Raw genomic sequence first — 20,213 nt, 5'->3', positions numbered from 1 at the left:
CAAAACATAAATATCATAAAAACTCGTTCTCCATAGTAACTTTATTGTCTATTTTTGATAAAAAACATTTCATGTCTATTTCCGTTTCCAATATTTCTAAGCTTTACAATGAGCAACATGCTTTAAAAGAAATTACTTTTGAAATTAAGCAGGGCGAAATTGTTGGGTTTTTAGGTCCTAACGGAGCTGGTAAATCTACGATGATGAAAATCTTAACTACCTACCTAGAGCCTTCTGAAGGAAAAGCGTTAGTAAACGGTTTTGACATAAAAACCCAATCGATTGATGTACAACGAAACGTAGGCTACTTGGCTGAGCATAACCCATTATATTTAGAAATGTATGTTAGAGAATATTTATCTTTTAATGCTCAGATTTATAAAGTTTCTAAATCCAGAATTGAAGAAGTAATTAAATTGACCGGTCTTTCTCCCGAAGCAAACAAAAAAATAAGTCAATTATCAAAAGGATACCGGCAGCGAGTGGGATTAGCCTGTGCGTTATTACATGACCCAAAAGTATTAATCCTTGACGAACCAACAACTGGTCTGGATCCAAATCAACTAGTAGCTATAAGAGCACTGATTAAATCGGTTGGTCAGGAAAAAACTGTTTTCCTTTCGACACATATTATGCAAGAGGTTGAAGCGATTTGTGATAGGGTAATCATTATCAATAATGGTGAAATTGTAGCAGATAAGAATCTAAATGAAATGATAGATCAAACGGATCAAATTGTAGAAGTAGAGTTTGATTATCGAGTTGAAGAAGCTTTCTTATTAAAACTTGACAACGTGAAAAATGTTAAAAACGTTCAGGGATTTGTTTATCAACTTACTTTTAATACCACAACCGATATGCGTTCTGCTGTTTTCGATTTTGCTCATGATCACCAATTGAAAATCCTTCAGCTTTCGCGAAAAAACAAGAATCTGGAAAGCCTGTTTAGAGAACTAACCAGTTGATTAGTTAAAGTAAAGTATAAAATTTTAGTTGGTTTCTTCAAAACCCTGCAACAGCCCTTCTAAGGTCTTTGTTGAAACTGGTTTTACAATGTAATCACTAACAATCTCATACGATCTAGCCTTAAAAACATCTTCTGGGTTGACTGATGAAGACACTATGTAAATTGTGATTTTCTCTTTACACGGAATTTTAACAAACTCGTCTAAAAATTGCCAGCCATCCAAAACAGGCATATTGAGATCTAATAGAATTATGTCTGGCAACTGTTCTTTGGTCACTATAATTGACTTCAGATTATTAAGAGCATCCAGTCCATTTTTATATACTATAACACTTTCGCAGAAATTCATCATTTCCATTAACCTCTTTATTCCGTACACAAAAACAGGGTCGTTATCTAATATATAGACTAAATCTATTCTTTTCAATTTATAAGATTTTATTATGTTACTTGAAACAAAGGCATTTTAGGTTTTAAAACATCTAATAAAAACAATAATAAATGAGTTTACAAAGGTTAATTGTTTGGTTCAAAATCATTCAGAATATCTTTTAGAACATCGATTGATATTGGTTTTACGATATAATTACTGACCATCTCATAGGATTTAGCACGTAACGTATCTTCTGGATCGACCGAAGAAGAAGCTATGTAAATAGTTATCTTTTTTTCACAAGGTATTTTTGTAAACTCGTCCAAAAACTGCCACCCATCTAGAATTGGCATATTTAGGTCCAAAATAATAACATCAGGTAAACTCTCTTTTTTTGATATAATGGCCGAAAGGTTATCTAATGCCTCCTGACCGTTACGAAAGACCATAATGGTGTTACAAAAGTCTATTACTTGCATGACTCTTTTGACTCCAAACACAAAAATAGGATCGTCATCGATAACACAGGCTACATTAAATTTTTTCATTTTTTAAGTATATTTCAAAAGTTGTTCCTTCATTCACCTTACTTCTGGCTTCTATTTTCCCACCCAAGGCTTCCACTTGATTCTTAGTTATAAACAACCCAATTCCTCTAGCATCCGGGTTATTATGGAACGTCTTATACATACCAAACAACTTATTCCTGTGTTTTTTTAGGTCTATCCCGATTCCGTTATCTGCAATACTTATTACAGAAAATCCATTTTCTGTAATAACATCAAAACTAATATAACTCGGTCTATCCAGAGATCTATATTTAATACCATTGGTTATAAAATTAAGAATGATACTATCTAAATACGCTGGTATAGCCATAACAGAAATACCTGAAGAAACATTATTTTGAATTTTGACCTCAGCATCAATGGCAATTCCTGCTACTGTTTTGATCACATCATCAATGGCTTTTTTAAGTTTAATAGCCACTAAGTTTTCTCCGATGGAGTTGTTTATTAAAACTACTTCATTAAGATGTTTAATAGTATCAGAAAGATTACTTGAAGCCGTTTTAAAAAGTTGAATAACTTCTGACTCATTCGCTTTTGGGTTTTCTTGTAAATAAATATCCAATAACATCTCAAAATTACCAGAATGCGATTTGAGGTTATGAGATACAATGTGTGCAAAATTTCTTAATCGTTTGTTTTGATCCTCTGTAAGTCTTAGAATGGATTTAAGTTCTTTCTCCGCCTTTTTCATCTCACTAATATCAGTGGCCATACCTAGATACCCAATAACAGTTCCCCTTTCTCTAATAGCAGTCACTGTTAGTTGGACAGGAAATTGAGTGCCATCTTTTCTAACGTACGTCCATTCTCTGGTAAAATGACTCTCTCTATCTGCTATCGCAGTAAAAACATTAAACCCTTCAATATTTTCACCCAAGGATTGAGAAAGTTCGGCACCGACCGCTATCATTTCACTTTCTAAATGAATAATTGCAGGACTTTGTTTGCCCACTAATTCATCTTTACTGTATCCTAAAAGATTTTCTGACCCAGTATTAAATGAAGTAATGAGACCTTTTGCATCGGTAGAGATAATACCTACATTATTACTTGCATGAAGAACTCCTTCTAGTTTGGCTAATGCATTTTCCATTCTTTTTCGAGCAACTTCCCTTTGCGTTATATCGCTAACTTGATTTATAAAATACAAAGGTTTATTTTTTTCATCTTTCACCATAGAAACAGAAAGTTTCACATAAACAATATCTCCAGTTTTGCTCAGATATCGTTTATCTAAGTGATAGAACGGTCTTTTTCCTTCTAACAATTCCTGGTGTAGTTTTAAATCTTCTTCTAAATCCTCTGGATGGGTAATAGACTGAAAATTCATTATGGTCAATTCTTCTTTCGTGTAGCCTAAAATGTCACAAAAACTTGAATTTACCCTGATCCATTGACCTTTTAAATTTGTAATTGACATTCCGATAGCTGCATTTTCAAAATTACCTCTGAAAGCTTCTTCACTCACCTGTAATTGTTCCTGAGTTTGTTTTCTATCCGTAATATCGTGCATAGCTACTACTGCACCAGTTACTTCTCCTTTAGGACCGATGAGCTGCGTAGCGTTTGTGATGACATGTCTTTTCTGATTATCCTTGGTGGTGATTACAATTTCATAATCATTCACATCCTCTCCTTTCAGCCCTCTTAAAAGAGGGATCTCTTCCTGTTTCAGAGGTGTCTTTGCATCATCTTTGAATAGTCCAAAATAGTTAGACCATTCTGACGTTGAGACAGATTGATCCGGTAATCCAAACCAACTTTTTGTAGTTTTATTAAATAATGTGATATTTCCTTCTTTATCGCAGGAACCGACACCTACATTGATGTTATCTAAAATTGCTTCCAAAAAAATCTGACGTTCCTGATTTAGTGCCTCTACTTCTTTAATTCTAGTGATATCGTGCATGGCCACAACGGCTCCTTTCACCTCCCCATTGGGTCCTATTATTTGTGAACCATTAGTGATTACTTTTCTAAGCGTTCCAGATTTAGGGATTATAACGATTTCTTCATCTTGTATATATTCTCCTTTTAAGGCTCTCAATAATGGAATATCTTCTTCTTTTAATGGTGTAGTTCCATCAGGTTTATACAAGCCATAATATCTGGACAACTCTGAAGGAGGAACTGGTTCTGGCGGTAAACCATGCCATTCTTTGGTCGCCTTATTAAATAGACTTAATTTACCATTTTGATCACAGGATACAATCCCTACGTCGATACTATCTAAAATAGCTTCCAAAAAAATCTTGCGTTCCTGATTGACCTCTTCCTCTCTTTTTAGTTTAGTGATATCTGCAGTATGCATTAGAATTCCTCCTATTTTACCTTCTTTATTATACCAAGGTCTAATCTCCCAAGATATCCACTGTTTAGATCCGTCCTTTCTTATGAAACAATCTTCATCTTTTCTGAGAACATTACCTTTTAAACATTCTTGATGATCCATTTTCCACTTTTCATCAATTTCAGGAAAAATCTCGTAATGTGATTTCCCTATAATATTTTGACCATCGATATTGTAATCTGTAAACCATCTTGTGGACGCAGCCAAATATTTCATTTCGGTATCAAACATGGCTATTGCACTGGGTGCCTGACTTACAAATAATCTATTTTTCTCTAAAGCTTTCTTATTTTGTGTGATATCGACTTGGGATCCTACTACCCATTCTGGATTGCCTTCATCATCCCAGCTTGTTATTTTCCCTTTTATCAAAACCCATATCCACTCACCATTTTTATGCTTCATTCGGATTTCGCACTCATAATTGGGTGTACGCCCTTCATAATGTTCCTGTAATACCTTTGTAGATTTTGTGTGATCTAATGGGTGCATAAAGTTTACCCACGTACTCAAAGAAACTGGCTGTAGTTCTAATAGGGAATACCCCATAAGATTTGCCCATTTTTCATCAAAAACAACATCTCCTGTTCTTAAATTCCACTCCCAAGTCCCCAAATTCGAACTGTCCATAATATCTTCATACTTATCTAGCTGTTTTTGAAGATTTTCTTCTGCCCTCTTTAGTTTGGTTACATCTGTATGAGCACCAATCATACGTATAGGTTTTCCTTGATCATCTCTTATTGCAAGTCCTCTACAGCGTATCCAAACGGTATGCCCCAATCTATGAGTATACCGAACAATCTGATCATATGGATACGAAGGATCTTGTGTATGCTTTGTAAAGTTATCTATTGCATTATTTAAATCTTCCTGATTAATTATATCCTGCCAGGCAGATGCTTTATGAGGCATTTCATTTGGATCATACCCTAAGGTGGTCCAAAATTTTGTATTCATCCATTCATTTTCAGGATTATTAAGATCCCAAAACCAAAGACCATCTAATACAGAATCCTGAAGAAAATTAAAGATTTTTTCATCTTTCTTGATAAGATCATATAGCTCCTGCTGTAGGTAATTTTCATTTAGTTGTATATAATCTCTAGAAGTAGTTTTTTCACTAAGGGCCATATCAATTTTGTTAATATTCAAATAATAGATCTAAGGGGTGCTTAAATTTAGGTAATATTAACAATTAATTAATACTGTTTTCCATTTAAAAAGTTATGGTTTTACCGTAACTGTTTAAAAACTAACTTTTATATTTACGTCATATCATTTTAAAACAAAAAACTGATAATCAATATTTTATATTTAAAAAAACATTTTTAAAATATAAAATTCCATTAAAACAAGTGCGATTTAGTTAAAATTTTATCCAAAAACCCGTTCGGGAAAAATCCCTAATTACGTCAAATTGGAGGAAAAATGTAAGAAATTATCTAAAAATAAGTCTTCCCGTAAACAATTCTTGAACTTCAACGATATTTGGTTTATTTTCAGCGATAATATCACCAGTACTCAGTATTTCTCCTACAATAGATTGTTGTGGATTAATAATAATTTTATTGGTTCCTCTATGCAAAATGTCAACATGTTCCGCAATGAGTTCCGCTCCTTCGAAACGACCTGTTCCAGAGAAAAAGCCAACGCTTAGATCCACAACACTTCCCTCTATAAAAAAAGAAGCAATATTATTACCTACAACGGACAATCTTTCAGCATTAATTTCTAAAGTAAAAGTACCTGTAATATTTCCTCCAGTATCTTCGTTAAAATCTTCGGACAGTAATCGCAATGAAGGATATGTTAAGACTCCATCTGAAGAAATATCAAATTGTGTAGCACTTCTAATTTCAGTAATATTAGGAGCCGTAACAAAAATTTTGGTTTGATTAAAATCTCGTACAAAATTACAGTCGTTTGTATTACTCAACACCAAACGATCTCCCTCGACTATTGCCGACACTTCATCTAACAAATTGTCACCAGTTTCTATAATAACAGAAGTATCTGCACCTTCCCTAAGTATTAATTCAACGTTTGGATTCACTAAAATTCTTGTAAACTCAACAACCTCAACTTCTTGTCTTACAATATGCCCGGTTCGTTGAAAACAATCGATAGCATTTTCTGTATCACAAGCTAAGAAAAATAAGCACCCTATTATAAAAATTGCTCTTTTCATAACCTATATCCTATTGAAAATTCTACTGCTTCTGCCTTTGCAGCGTGTGATCTTACGGTAATTGATCCAAAAATATTATCATTAAAATAATATCTTGTACCAAAACGATTATACACTTGTCCTTCGAAATCGTATGGATAATACACATAATACCCTAACTGTGTCAAAATCGATATCTTATTAATTCGTAATTCATGTCCTAAAAAAACACCAACTCTTTTCGAATCTTCATCGCCAGTTGTATTATCCCCTATAAAATTTCCTGTAGCTCTATAATCAATAAATCTTTCTAAGGCTTCTGAAAAAAATAATTCTGCTCCTAACTGAACACTACTTTTTTTATTCAATCTCTTATCGGCAAATGCTGCAATTGTATAAAATGGATGCTGACCAGATCCCACAACATCACTTTCATTAATTCCACTGCGAAACATAAAACCGTAAGAAATAGGTTCCAAACTTTTAATATCTCCTTTTTCTTTTTTACTATATTCTGGGTACATACTATCCAAGACATAATTAAACCCTGCGTTAAAAACTAGCGTATTTGTGCTTTTATTAGGTGCTTTAAAATTAGCATTAGAATAATGAATTACCCCAAACCCTAACTGCACCCCAAGTCCACCTATTAAATTTTCTTTTTTTAGATTTAACATTGCAAAGGTAGAACTCATAAAATGGGACCCGTAAGCTACGTTTCTAAAATTATTATCTTCATCATATGGGTTGGTATTGTAAGCTAATCCCTGTCCAAGTCGAAGCATTAAAATTCGCTTAAAAAAATAAAAATTATAATGAGCGTAGAGTCCGAAGTTTTCTCCTAAAAACTCATTATCCATATCTTGATAAATAAATGACACTCCATAATCGGGAGAATTATACAAACGCTGCCAGTCTTTGTTTCCAAAGGTCTTTCGGTTTATCGAAAAAATAACTCCAGAAGGATGCCCTGTAATCAAATGAGAGATGTCTGGATTATGTTTTAAGATTGTCCCGTAAAAGTTATTGACATCAAAGCTATAATATCTCTTATCTTCTTGAGATTGCACTACACAACCTAGAAGTACTAGTAATAAACAAATTTGTTTTATCATTCCGGCAAATGTAAGATAGCCCTATAAGGTTTCCAAAACCTATCAGGTTTTAAAATACATTTGCAGCAATTTTCTCAATGTTATCTGATTTTCCCATGGAATAATAGTGTAAAACGGGCACTCCATATTCCATTAACTCCTTGGATTGTTGAATTGCAAATTCTACACCTACCTCCCGGACTTCCTTATTTGTTTTACAGCCTTCTACAGCTCGTACTAATTCATCTGGCATATCTAATTTAAACACCTGAGGTAAGAGCTGCAAGTGTCTTTTTACTGCAACAGGTTTGATTCCTGGAATAATAGGTACTGTAATGCCTGCTTCTCTTGCTTTCTCTATAAAGGCAAAATATCTTTTATTATCAAAAAACATTTGTGTCACTACATAGTCTGCACCAGCATCAACTTTATCTTTCAATCTTCTAATATCAGAATCCATAGACGGTGCCTCCATATGTTTTTCTGGATATCCTGCTACTCCGATACAAAAATCAGACTGGTTATCACTTTCTATTACTTCATGAAGAAATCGTCCATTGTTCATATTGACAATTTGCGTTACCAGTTCGTTCGCATAGCTGTGTCCTCCATTTGTAGGGTTAAAATACTTTTCTTCTTTCATCGCATCCCCACGAAGGGCCATCACATTATCAATCCCCAAATAATGACAGTCTACCAGTAGATACTCGGTTTCTTCTTTTGTAAAACCACCACAGAGCACGTGCGGAATAGTATCGACATTATACTTATGGGTTATTGAGGCACAAATACCAACAGTTCCGGGGCGCATGCGGGTTAATTTTTTGTCCAACAACCCCTCTTTATCGATATAAATAAATTCTTCTCTAGATGTAGTTACATCAATAAATGGAGGCTCAAATTCCATCAACGGATCAATATTATTATAGAGCTCCTGAATGCTTTTCCCTTTTTGTGGAGGTATCAATTCGAAAGAAAACAACGTCTTTCCATTTGCATTTTTTATGTGATCTGTAACCTTCATTTAATGTATAGTTCTTAATTGGTAATTTCTTATTTTAATCAATAATATTGGGGCTCAACCATTTTTTAGCATATTCAAAATCAACATTTTTTCTTTCTGCAAAATCTTTTACCTGATCTTCTTTTATTTTGCCTAATCCAAAATACTTTGCTTCGGGGTTTGCAAAATAGTAACCTGATACTGAAGCTGCAGGCCACATTGCTAGTCCTTCTGTTAGTTCTACACCTATTTTTTCTTTTACCCGTAACAATTCCCAAATAGTAAGCTTTTCTAAATGATCTGGGCAGGCTGGATATCCCGGGGCAGGTCTTATTCCTTTATATGATTCTTTAATCAACTCATCATTAGAGAGTTGTTCCTCGCTTGCATATCCCCAATCACATTTACGTATTTTATGGTGTAAATATTCTGCAAAGGCTTCTGCTAAACGGTCTGCTAATGCTTTGATCATAATAGCGTTATAATCATCGTGGTCTTTTTCATAAGCTTCTGCCAGCTCTTTGGTTCCGAAACCCGTAGTAACACAAAAACATCCTATATAATCCTGTTTCTCTGATTCTTTTGGGGCTATAAAGTCTGCCAGTGCAAAATTTGGTTTCCCGGCGTGTTTTTTTAGTTGTTGTCGAAGTGTTCTGAATACAAAATTTTTATTGTCTCCATTTTGATTTTTCTCATTGTGACTATATATCACTTCAATATCATCATCATTCACTGTATTCGCTTCAAACAAACCGTAAACGGCCTTCGCTCCTAATAATTTTTCTTCTAATATTTTTTGCAATAACTCTTGTGCATCTTCAAAAAGAGAGGATGCTTGTTCTCCAACAACTTCATCCGTCAAAATTGCTGGAAACTTACCATGTAAGTCCCAGGATCTAAAAAAAGGTGTCCAATCTATAAAGGGTTCTAATTTTCTCAAATCACAATCTTCTATTACTTGTACTCCTATTTTTTTTGGTTTTTTGATTTCTGAAGATGACCAGTCGATCGCATACTTATTTTTTCTTGCTTCTTTTAAAGATAGGTACTCTTTTTGTTTTGTTCTTTTTAGAAAACCATGTCTGAACTTTTCGTAATCTTCCTTAAGCGCTCCTATATATTTTTCATTGCTTCTTTTATTCAATAAATCTCCTACGACAGTAACCGCTCTTGATGCATCATTAACGTGAACTACAGCATTTTTATATTGTGGATCAATTTTTACAGCGGTATGTGCTTTGGAAGTAGTTGCACCGCCAATAAGTAATGGAACTTTAAAATTTCTTCGCTCCATTTCTTTTGCTAAAAATACCATTTCATCTAGTGAAGGCGTAATCAAACCACTTAATCCAATAATATCGACATGCTCATCAATAGCAGTTTGAATAATCTTTTCTGGAGGAACCATTACTCCTAAATCCACAATTTCATAATTATTACACCCTAGCACTACAGAAACAATATTTTTACCTATGTCATGAACATCACCTTTTACAGTAGCCATTAAAACTTTTCCAGCTGATCCGTTTCCTTTGGCTAATTGAGGGTTTTTCCTCTTCTCTTCTTCTATATAGGGTAATAAATGTGCTACTGCCTTTTTCATAACTCTGGCAGATTTTACAACTTGTGGTAAAAACATTTTACCTGATCCAAAAAGATCCCCTACCACATTCATACCCACCATCAAGTTTCCCTCAATTACTTCGATCGGTTTATCCGCAGCTAATCTTGCTTCTTCTACGTCTTGAACAATGTATTGATCAATTCCTTTAACCAGTGCTCTAGTAATTCTATTCTGTAAAGGTTCTTCTCTCCAGGAAAGATCTGCAGTTTTTTCCTTACTTGTACCTACTACTGTTTCTGCAAAATCCAATAATCGTTCGGTAGCATCATCTCTTCGATCTAAAATTACATCCTCCACATGCTCAAGCAAATCTTTTGGGATATCATCATATACCTCCAGCATAGCAGGATTTACAATTCCCATATTCATTCCAGCTTTAATAGCATGGTATAGAAACACCGAATGCATTGCTTCTCGCACCGGGTTATTTCCTCTAAAAGAAAAAGAGACATTACTAACACCTCCACTTACACTGCAATGTGATAGGTTTTCTCGAACCCATCTCGTAGCTTTAATAAAATCAATCGCATTTTTTCTATGCTCTTCCATTCCTGTTGCTACAGGAAATATATTGAGATCAAAAATGATATCCTCTGGAGGAAAATTCAGTTGATTCACCAAAAGATCATATGACCGTTTGGAAATTTCGATTCTACGTTCATAATTATCAGCCTGCCCAACCTCATCAAAGGCCATAATGATTACCGCAGCTCCGTATCGCTTAATCTTTTTAGCGTGAGCAATAAATTCTTCTTCCCCTTCTTTAAGACTAATAGAATTCACCACACATTTTCCTTGTACTACTTGTAAACCTGCTTCGATGATATCCCATTTAGAACTATCAATCATAATAGGAACTCTGGCAATATCGGGTTCTGCCATGATTAGGTTTAAAAACCTAACCATGGCTTCTTTTCCATCAATTAGACCATCATCCATATTGATATCGATCACCTGAGCACCACCTTCTACCTGATGTCTTGCTATTTCTAAAGCTTCATCAAACTTTTCTTCTTTTACTAAGCGCAGGAATTTTCTGGACCCGGCAACATTAGTCCGTTCACCAACGTTGATAAAATTGGTTTCTGCTGAAACGATCATAGGTTCCAGTCCGGAAAGTTTCAAATATTTTATTTTTTGCTCCGTACTCATAATCTAAGCTTGAACAGTTAATGTTCTAGGTTTATAATTCTTAGCTAAATCTGCAATTGCTTTTATATGTTCTGGAGTAGTTCCACAACAACCTCCTATAATATTTACCAGACTTTTATCCAGGTATTCTTTAATCTGATCCGCCATTTGCTCAGGTGTTTCATCATATTCGCCAAAAGCATTTGGCAGTCCTGCATTAGGATGGGCAGATACACCGAAATTCGCTTTTTGAGCTAACACCTCGAGATGGGGCGTTAATTGACTGGCTCCCAAAGCACAATTAAAACCAACGGATAACATAGGAATATGCGATACTGAAATCAAAAAAGCTTCTGCCGTTTGGCCAGATAACGTTCGTCCGCTTGCGTCTGTGATGGTGCCGCTTACCATAATAGGTATATCTATATTTCTTTCATCCTTTACCTCTTCAATAGCAAATAACGCTGCTTTTGCATTCAACGTATCAAAAATAGTTTCTACCAAAAGAATATCAGACCCACCATCGATCAATGCTTCTACTTGTTGTTTATAAGCGATTCTAAGTTCATTAAAAGTAACTGCTCTATAACCCGGATCATTTACATCAGGTGACATGCTTGCTGTTCTATTTGTAGGACCAATAGATCCTGCTACAAAACGAGGTTTATGGGGTTCCTTTTCTGTAAATTCATCGGCGACTTCTTTTGCTATTTTAGCAGATTGATAATTTAGTTCGTACACCAATTCCTCCATCTTATAATCGGCCATTGCAATTGTAGTTCCAGAAAAAGTATTAGTTTCTACAATATCCGCTCCCGCTTCAAAATACAATCGATGTACTTCTTTTATTCCTTCAGGTTGAGTAATACTTAATAGATCATTATTTCCTTGAACAGGAACTCGCCAATCCTTAAATCGTTCTCCTCTAAAATCCTCTTCTGTAAACTTATGACGCTGCAACATAGTTCCCATGGCGCCATCAAGCACCAAAATTCTTTCTTCCAATATTCTTTTTATATCCTTCATTTCTACCGTTTACCATTACTATAGAATGTTATAAAACATACTATTTGACAAGCTTTGGCTAGTCATTTCTCCCTTTGAAAGGGAATTCAATTAAAATTAATTATATCAAGAAAAATAAATGGAAATAGCTAAAGCTATAGTCATTGTTATCTATTTCGTTTTACAACGAATAGAATGTAGCACCTTCTTTAAGAGATAAAGGGTTGCTAAGGTATCATAGGGTCTATTCCCTCCACCTTTCTTGATAACGTTTAATAATTATATGAACCAAACAGATTTTTGACTGTTGTTATAATTACAAATTAAAGGCATAGCCTTTTGTTTTGCAAGTTTATTTAATGATTTTACGAATTACTAAAAATATTAAATCTTTTTATAGATAAAACATATTGAACAGGGGATCGCTCTTTTTACAATTCAATTTCATAATACAAGTTTTATATTAAAAAAATGTCATTCGTAAAATCTCCAGAATATATTAGTCAACATGATGAATGAAACTTTTCGCTTACAGGTGATGTTACTTTAGATACTGCTTGGCTCATATATAATCTGAACTAGTAAATAATGTTTATGAAATGGCTAATAAAATGAAATAATCATTCAAAAATTAGATAAGCCGTCTATATATTTGTGGTTAATTGAAGGAGATATCCTATATGGCAATCGTGCTACTACAGTAAATATTACCATAAATCTCCTGAGTACAGAAAATAAAGGCCAGCTTTATATTTATGCGCATCACAACGGTGAAAAATGGAAATATCTAAATATCATCTTTAAAATTAAAAAATCTCAAAAAGAGATGATTAAACTCTTTGAAGAATAAACTTTAATTAAACTTCAGCTAAGTTTATTCACTAAATTGAACAAGGAATAGGTTATAATTTGTTCAGGTTAAATAAGTAATAATTACAAAGCAAAAACCATCCAACAAGGATTATTGCCAGTAAACGTTCGTAAGCCCCTTCGTAAGCTTCGGGAACAAACTTAAACATTGCCAGTAAAATAATTATAGACGTTCCAACTATAACGTGCCCTTGATACCACTTTTGAGATACTTGTCTAAATTTTGATATCCAAAGAATCATTGAAACGAAATAGCAAATTGCAATGAATCCAACAGCGACTAAATGAATTATAGTTCCTGGCTCACCGATAAGATTATTGAGCTCTGCTAAAGAAATGACACCAATAGCCATTAAGATAAGAAACAGAGAACCAACTTTTAATTTGACCTTAGTGTGATCAAATATAAAAAGTGCTACAGAAGTTGCAATAACTCCGATTCCGAATAGGCTTAATCCGATATCTTGAATATATGCATATTTACCATGAGCTAATTGACTTATAGTATTTCTTAAAGGATTGTGTTTCTCAACAACAATAACTCCAATGATATCAGAAATGAGAACCGCAAAACACCCTAACCCCCCTATAATTGACAAAAAACGAATGTATTTCTTATGTTGACTTTTCATTAGGTTATCTCTCTATTCTTAATCCTATATAATTTATAATACTATGGTATCTCTATATGGGTTCTACTAAGATTCAGGAGCTAATTCAATCTCTAGCCCATCTAATTCAAGGGTTATTGGAATCTGGCAACCTAATCTGCTATTGTCCTCAACGTAAAAAGCCTCTGCCAGCATGAGGTCTTCATCCTGACTCATTTCAGGAAGCTTGTGATCAGACAAAATATAGCACTGGCAAGACGCACACATTGCCATACCACCACAGGTTCCTTCTACCGGAAGTTCGTATGCTTTACAAACTTCCATAAGGTTCATCGCCATATCAGTAGGAGCTTTTATTTCATGAATTTCTCCTTCTCTATCTTTGATTTTTATTGTAACGTCTGACATTTTTTATATTTCGATTTACAAATATAACAAGACCTCACTGGTTTGTAAAATCAGTGAGGTCTAAAAATTGATAACTGTATATTATACTATCGCCTTTACAACTTCCTTTTTAGCTTCTTTTTTGGAGCCATCAAATCCTTCAACTCCTCCGACAGTAGTGTATTTCATTACATATTTTTTATCTGGGAAAATTCTTTGATAAGCACTCTGACACATAATAGCTGCTTCGTGAAATCCTGAAAGAATTAACTTCAATTTTCCTTTATAGGTATTTACATCACCGATCGCATATATACCGGGTATATTTGTCTGATAATCATACGAATTATCCACTTTTATGGCATTTTTTTCTATTTCTAATCCCCAACCTCCAATAGGTCCTAGTTTTGGAGACAAGCCAAACAATGGAATGAAATAATCTGTGTCCAAGCTAATATCCCCTTGCATTTTATGTTTGATACCAACTCCAGTTACATGATCATCTCCTTTTATTTCTTTTACTTCAGCTTCGGTGATTAAGTTTACCTTACCAAGCTTCATTAGTTCTCCTACTCTTTCTACAGAATCCAACGCACCTCTAAATTCATTTCTTCGATGCACCAAGGTAACTTCACTAGCAACATCTGCTAAGAAAATAGTCCAATCTAAGGCAGAATCTCCTCCTCCAGCAATTACTACTCTTTTATCCCTATATACTTCGGGGTCTCTAATAATGTACGCTACCCCTTTATCTTCAAAATCAGTAATATTGGGAATTGGAGGTTTACGAGGTTCAAAAGAACCCAATCCTCCAGCTATTGCAACCACAGGTGCATTATGTTTAACACCTCGTAACGTAGTAACAACAAAAGTTCCGTCTTCAAGTTTTTCAATGGTTTCTGCTCGATCTCCTAACGTAAAACCTGGCTCAAAAGGTTTTATCTGTTCCATTAAATTATTTACTAAATCTCCTGCGAGAATCTCTGGAAACCCTGGAATATCATATATTGGTTTTTTAGGATAAATCTCAGAGCATTGGCCGCCTGGTTGTGGTAATGCATCAATAAGATGTGTTTTTAACTTAAGTAATCCAGCTTCAAAAACGGTAAATAAACCTGTTGGTCCCGCTCCGATGATTAGAATATCAGTCTTGATCATGTTCAACTTCTTTTTTTCCTATTAATCCTTTGGTAAATTCATTAAGCGTTTCCACTTTTTCTTCGAAATCACCTTTTATTGTTTTTCTATATTCATTTAAATTTTTGACCAGATCATCAATGTTTTCAGGAATTACTCCTTCAAAAAACTGACGTAGTCGTTTTGCTGTTGTAGGTGACTTTCCGTTTGTCGAAATTGCCACCTTAACATTGCCTTTGGTTACAATACCACCCATATAAAAATCACAATATGGAGGATTGTCTGCTACATTCACCAACTTACTTCTTTTCCTACAGTCTTTAAACACTTGTACATTCACTTCTGGAACATCTGTAGTAGCAATCACAATATGCCTCCCTTTCAGAAAACGTCTGTGATATTTTTTTTTGATCATTTCTACTCCAAATTTATTTGCTAATACAATAGTATCATCTCTATACATTGGTGAAACCATTGTGACTTTAGCATCCGGACTAGATTTTAATAAGAACGTTAGTTTTTCTTCCGCTACATTTCCACCTCCTACAATTAAAATTTCGAGATTTTTAACTTTAAGAAAAACCGGATATAAATTATTTCTTTCTTCCATCTTTACAGCTATCCTGAACTATCAAGATACGATTTCTTCTTTTACTTCTTTATAAATCGAAGCTAATTTCGCTCTTTGCTCAACTACATCACCGATTACAATAATAGCTGGTGATGATATTTTTTTTTCTAAAACTACTTGTTCTATAGTTCGTACTGAACCAAACCCAAACTTCTCATTTTCAGTTGTCCCATTCTGTATTATAGCTACTGGAATGTCTTGTTTATTTTCGGCAGCAAAGATACTAACTATTTCTTTTAGCTTGCTCATTCCCATCAAAATTACCACAGTTGCATTGGATTTTGCTGCCAGGCAAACATCTTGTGATAATTTATGAGATTTGGTTGTTCCCGTAATTACCCAAAAGCTCTCTGAGGAACCTCTTTTGGTCAAAGGAATACCTTGATATGCAGGAACTGCCAATGAAGATGATATTCCTGGTACCATATGAGTTTCCACTCCAAATTCCTGAACATAATCAATTTCTTCTGCTCCACGACCAAAAATAAATGGATCTCCTCCTTTTAATCGTACTACGTGTCCGTGACTTTTAGCTCTGCTGACAATTAGTTCATTGATTTGTTCTTGTTGATATGCATAACACCCTTTCCTTTTACCTACAAAAATCTTTTCGGCATTGGGTGCATATGCTAGCAATGATTCATTGATGAGTGCATCATACAAGACCACATCTGCAGATTCTAATGCTTTGATTGCTTTTAGTGTAATCAAATCCGGATCTCCTGGTCCTGCTCCAACCACTGTTAGCTTTGGAATTTTAACACTCATTTATATACTTATTACTCTTAATTCAACTATTTTATGACTCCTATAAAGATATTATACCTTTTCTACTTCAGGGGTTCTAAAAGCCTGCACTTTTTGTAAAAATTGCCCTGCTTTTTTGATGTAATCCTCTGCAAAATCCTTGCTCGGTGCATTTTTTTGAATCTGATATATCAAATCTGCGAATGTTCCGTTAAGATTGATCTTTTCACTAGCCACAAATTCTGTATCAAATTGACTTATAATACTCGCATGTGTATTTGTCTTTTTGTTCTCTGCAAGTAATAATGCTTTAGCAGAATTCACTAAAGAACTGTATGCGTGGTATATTGCATCAGAGTACACTTCATTTTCAAAAGAAACTGTAGCATTGGCTATTTTCTCTTCACTCTCTAAGAACAATGTAGCAATTAGATCGATTACTACTCCTGCACATTCTCCAATTCCGATTGCTTTTACATACGCTGAATCTGTCCCCCAATCAATAAAATCTTCTTGGGTCAAATTATCTACATTGGATAAATCAGTAAGAAAGTTATAAAAATACTTTTCTCCTTTATCTTCATAATACTCCACAAAAGCTTTACCATTTGCATTTTCTTCAAAATCGTTCAGAATTCGACGTAAAGCTTCTGGTCCTCTTCTACTTGGGATTTTAACAACCTTATCTGCAAAACGACCCTTTCCATTGCCAAGATTACCTCCACCTAACAAAACTTGCAATGCTGGTGCTACTAACTTATCTTTCGTTCTCACTGACATTCCCTGAAAACCTATATTTGCCATGTTATGTTGACCACAGGCATTCATACATCCACTGATTTTAATAACCAGATCTTCTTTTTCTAAATACTGTGGATATTCCTTTTTTATTACACGTTCTAACTCTTCAGCAATACCAGTACTACTGGCAATGCCTAAATTACATGTATCGGTCCCCGGACAAGCTGTTATATCTATTGCTTTGTTATAGCCAGCTTCTACAAATCCAAGCTTCTTTAGTTCTTGGTAGAAAAATGGAAGTAATGCTGAATTAACATAAGGAATTAGAATATTCTGACGAAGGGACAATCGTATTTCTCCAGCAGCATATTCTTCGACTAAATTTGCCAATAGCCTAGCTTTATCCGTATAAAAATCCCCTAATAAAACTTTAATTCCAATAGCAACATACTCTTCTTGCTTCTGTTGGATGATGTTGGTAGATTTCCACAAATCAAAAGCTTTTTGATTTTTAATCTCCACTTGTGGCACTTCTACAGCAACAGGGACTGATGGAGTATATGATTCTGCATCGATTACAACCGTTTTTTGAGCAATTGCTTTTTGTTCTGCTTCTACTAATTCTTTAAATCTATCTACACCAATATCTTTCACTAAGAATTTCATTCGTGCCTTAGCCCTGCTTTTACGCTCACCGTACCTATCAAAAACCCTCAAAACTCCTTCCATCAAAGGGATAATTTTATCCGATGGTAAAAAACTATACAATTCGTCTGCGTGTCTTGGCTGCGAACCTAATCCTCCCGCCAACATCACTTTAAAACCCCTTACTCCATTGTCGATTTTGGCAATAAAACCTAGATCATGCATATAAGACAATCCAGTATCTTCTTCAGTACCGGAAAAGGATACTTTGAATTTACGCCCCATTTCCTGACAAATAGGGTTTCTTAGAAAGAAACGAAACAGTGCATCTGCATATGGCGATACGTCAAAAGGTTCTTTTGGGTCGATGCCTGCAGTTTCTGAAGCGGTTACATTACGAACTGTATTACCGCATGCCTCTCTAAGCGTAACATCATCTCTTTCTAATGCTGCCCAAAGTTCAGGAGTTCTATTAAGTTCTACATAATGAATTTGTATATCTTGTCTTGTAGTTATATGCAATCTCCCTCTAGAATATTCATCCGAAACGTCACAAATTCTCCTTAACTGATTGCTTAACACTTTGCCGTATGGAAGTTTGATACGAATCATCTGTACACCTTCCTGACGTTGTCCATATACTCCACGTGCCAAACGAAGGCTACGAAATTTTTCTTCATCAATTTTCCCTTTATGAAATAGCTCTATTTTATTTGCTAATTCAATAATGTCTTTTTGGACAATTGGGTTTTCTATTTCGGTTCTAAAACTTTGCATTTTCTTTCGTATTTCAACCTTTAAAAAAAAGGATATATTTATAACTTTTGTATAAAGGTTTTTTAATTCTAAAAATTCTTGTTTTTTCTTATCGGTAAAAGACTTTTATCTATTGGATAAAACCTACTCCTGATGTATTGTTGGTTTGAGAATCTATCAGTATAAACGATCCAGATACTTTATTCTTATGATAAGAATCAATAGCCAAAGGTTTACTTAGTTGTATCTGAACTTTACCTATTTCATTAAGACTCAATGAATTTTTAGCAGTATCTTCTCCTGAGAAATCAGTAGCGACCATTCCGTTAATGTTTCTCACTTTAGCCAAAACCCTACTGCTTCCGCTTTGGACAAAATAATTTGTTCCCGGATTCAAATCGCTACTGTCCATCCAACAAACGGTTGCGGTCAGTTGTTTTTCTACTCTGGGTTTTTCTGAAGACTTTACGATCATATCTCCTCTACTAACATTAACATCATCCTCTAATGTTATTGTACAAGAGCTTCCTCTTCCTGCTTTGTCAAACTTTTCATCAAAAAAGAAAATTTCTTTTATTTTGGATGTTGTTAACGAGGGTAAAACTGTCACCTCATCACCTACAGAAAGATCCCCTCCGTATAGTTTTCCTGCATATCCTCTAAAATCATGGAATTGATCTTTTTTAGGTCGAATTACCGTTTGTATCGGAAAACGAACTTCAGCTTTTTCATACACATCTTGTGCATCTAATTCTTCTAAGTGTTCTAATAATGTTTGACCATCATACCAAGGAGTGTTTTCGGATTTAGAGACCACATTATCACCCTGTAGTGCACTGACAGGAATAAAGGTAATATTTTGCTCTTTATATTCACTTTTTGCTATTAGTTTTTCGAAATCAGCTTTAATTGTTTCATATTTTTCTTGAGAAAAATCAACCAAATCCATTTTATTAACAGCTACAATTACATCTTTCACTCTCAATAGATTGTTAATAAAGAAATGACGGTATGTTTGTTCGATCACTCCTTTTCTGGCATCAACCAAAATAATAGATGCTTGAGAAGTCGAAGCGCCTGTAACCATATTCCTCGTATATTCTATATGACCTGGCGTGTCTGCTATGATGTAACTTTTTGTTTTTGTAGAAAAATAAATATGAGCCACGTCAATAGTAATTCCTTGCTCTCTTTCTGCAACTAAGCCATCAGTTGCTAAGGAGAAATCCAAATAATCAAAACCATTTGCTTTGCTTCGCGTTTCAATTGCTTCTAATTTATCGGTAGTTAATGATTCTGTATCATACAAAATACGTCCAATCAAGGTACTTTTACCATCATCTACACTTCCTGCTGTTGCTATTTTTAATACGTCCATTTCTTTTTTAGTTGATTGTTA

General features: G+C 34.5%; 16 protein-coding genes and 1 riboswitch. Of the genes, 1 reads left to right on the top strand and 15 read right to left on the bottom strand.

What is annotated here, in order from left to right; translation table 11 throughout:
* Positions 1-71 precede the first annotated feature (71 nt).
* The gene (gldA, locus tag ACWGOQ_RS03210) at positions 72-965 is read left to right on the top strand and encodes a gliding motility-associated ABC transporter ATP-binding subunit GldA (RefSeq protein ID WP_452057112.1); all 894 of its coding nucleotides are present in this window, start codon (positions 72-74) and stop codon (positions 963-965) included.
* A 24-nt stretch (positions 966-989) separates the two neighbouring features.
* Here gldA and ACWGOQ_RS03205 read toward each other — a convergent pair whose 3' ends face one another.
* The 15 genes from ACWGOQ_RS03205 to ACWGOQ_RS03135 all read right to left on the bottom strand — a co-directional run bounded on the left by ACWGOQ_RS03205 (position 990) and on the right by ACWGOQ_RS03135 (position 20,192).
* Entirely contained in the window at positions 990-1,394 is a 405-nt protein-coding gene (locus ACWGOQ_RS03205) for a response regulator (RefSeq protein WP_452057111.1), read from the bottom strand.
* A gap of 89 nt (positions 1,395-1,483) precedes the next feature.
* On the bottom strand, positions 1,484-1,888 hold the full coding sequence (locus tag ACWGOQ_RS03200) for a response regulator (RefSeq protein ID WP_452057110.1): 405 nt from the start codon (positions 1,886-1,888) through the stop codon (positions 1,484-1,486).
* On the bottom strand, positions 1,875-5,396 hold the full coding sequence (locus tag ACWGOQ_RS03195) for a PAS domain-containing protein (RefSeq protein ID WP_452057109.1): 3,522 nt from the start codon (positions 5,394-5,396) through the stop codon (positions 1,875-1,877). The genes ACWGOQ_RS03200 and ACWGOQ_RS03195 overlap by 14 nt, the downstream gene beginning before the upstream one ends.
* Before the next feature lie 307 nt (positions 5,397-5,703).
* On the bottom strand, positions 5,704-6,453 hold the full coding sequence (locus ACWGOQ_RS03190) for a head GIN domain-containing protein (protein WP_452057108.1): 750 nt from the start codon (positions 6,451-6,453) through the stop codon (positions 5,704-5,706).
* The gene (locus tag ACWGOQ_RS03185) at positions 6,450-7,547 is read right to left on the bottom strand and encodes an acyloxyacyl hydrolase (RefSeq protein WP_452057107.1); all 1,098 of its coding nucleotides are present in this window, start codon (positions 7,545-7,547) and stop codon (positions 6,450-6,452) included. The genes ACWGOQ_RS03190 and ACWGOQ_RS03185 overlap by 4 nt, the downstream gene beginning before the upstream one ends.
* Before the next feature lie 49 nt (positions 7,548-7,596).
* The gene (gene metF / locus ACWGOQ_RS03180) at positions 7,597-8,550 is read right to left on the bottom strand and encodes a methylenetetrahydrofolate reductase [NAD(P)H] (protein ID WP_452057106.1); all 954 of its coding nucleotides are present in this window, start codon (positions 8,548-8,550) and stop codon (positions 7,597-7,599) included.
* Between the two features lie 34 nt (positions 8,551-8,584).
* Positions 8,585-11,305 carry a methionine synthase gene (gene metH, locus ACWGOQ_RS03175; protein ID WP_452057105.1) on the bottom strand — a complete coding sequence of 907 codons (2,721 nt, stop codon included), beginning with the start codon at positions 11,303-11,305 and terminating at the stop codon, positions 8,585-8,587.
* Between the two features lie 3 nt (positions 11,306-11,308).
* Positions 11,309-12,310 carry a homocysteine S-methyltransferase family protein gene (locus tag ACWGOQ_RS03170; protein ID WP_452057104.1) on the bottom strand — a complete coding sequence of 334 codons (1,002 nt, stop codon included), beginning with the start codon at positions 12,308-12,310 and terminating at the stop codon, positions 11,309-11,311.
* A gap of 143 nt (positions 12,311-12,453) precedes the next feature.
* Positions 12,454-12,561, bottom strand: a riboswitch (SAM riboswitch).
* Positions 12,562-13,191: 630 nt separating this feature from the next.
* Positions 13,192-13,758, bottom strand: a complete 567-nt coding sequence (locus ACWGOQ_RS03165) for a DUF998 domain-containing protein (protein ID WP_452057103.1) — start codon at positions 13,756-13,758, stop codon at positions 13,192-13,194.
* A gap of 99 nt (positions 13,759-13,857) precedes the next feature.
* Positions 13,858-14,178: a 2Fe-2S iron-sulfur cluster-binding protein gene (locus ACWGOQ_RS03160; RefSeq protein WP_452057102.1), complete on the bottom strand. Its 321-nt coding sequence runs from the start codon at positions 14,176-14,178 to the stop codon at positions 13,858-13,860.
* Positions 14,179-14,259: 81 nt separating this feature from the next.
* Entirely contained in the window at positions 14,260-15,315 is a 1,056-nt protein-coding gene (locus tag ACWGOQ_RS03155) for an NAD(P)/FAD-dependent oxidoreductase (RefSeq protein ID WP_452057101.1), read from the bottom strand.
* Positions 15,302-15,904, bottom strand: coding sequence for a precorrin-2 dehydrogenase/sirohydrochlorin ferrochelatase family protein (locus ACWGOQ_RS03150; RefSeq protein WP_452057100.1), 603 nt, complete (start codon positions 15,902-15,904; stop codon positions 15,302-15,304). The genes ACWGOQ_RS03155 and ACWGOQ_RS03150 overlap by 14 nt, the downstream gene beginning before the upstream one ends.
* A 21-nt stretch (positions 15,905-15,925) precedes the next feature.
* Complete coding sequence (cobA, locus tag ACWGOQ_RS03145) at positions 15,926-16,693, bottom strand: uroporphyrinogen-III C-methyltransferase (protein WP_452057099.1); 768 nt, start codon at positions 16,691-16,693, stop codon at positions 15,926-15,928.
* A gap of 51 nt (positions 16,694-16,744) precedes the next feature.
* Positions 16,745-18,835, bottom strand: coding sequence for a ferredoxin-like domain-containing protein (locus ACWGOQ_RS03140; RefSeq protein ID WP_452057098.1), 2,091 nt, complete (start codon positions 18,833-18,835; stop codon positions 16,745-16,747).
* Positions 18,836-18,944: 109 nt separating this feature from the next.
* Entirely contained in the window at positions 18,945-20,192 is a 1,248-nt protein-coding gene (locus ACWGOQ_RS03135; RefSeq protein ID WP_452057097.1) for a sulfate adenylyltransferase subunit 1, read from the bottom strand.
* Between the last annotated feature and the right edge of the window lie 21 nt (positions 20,193-20,213).

The sequence above is a fragment of the Aquimarina ulvae genome (assembly GCF_053613295.3).
This window is presented reverse-complemented; position numbering and strand designations above follow the sequence as displayed.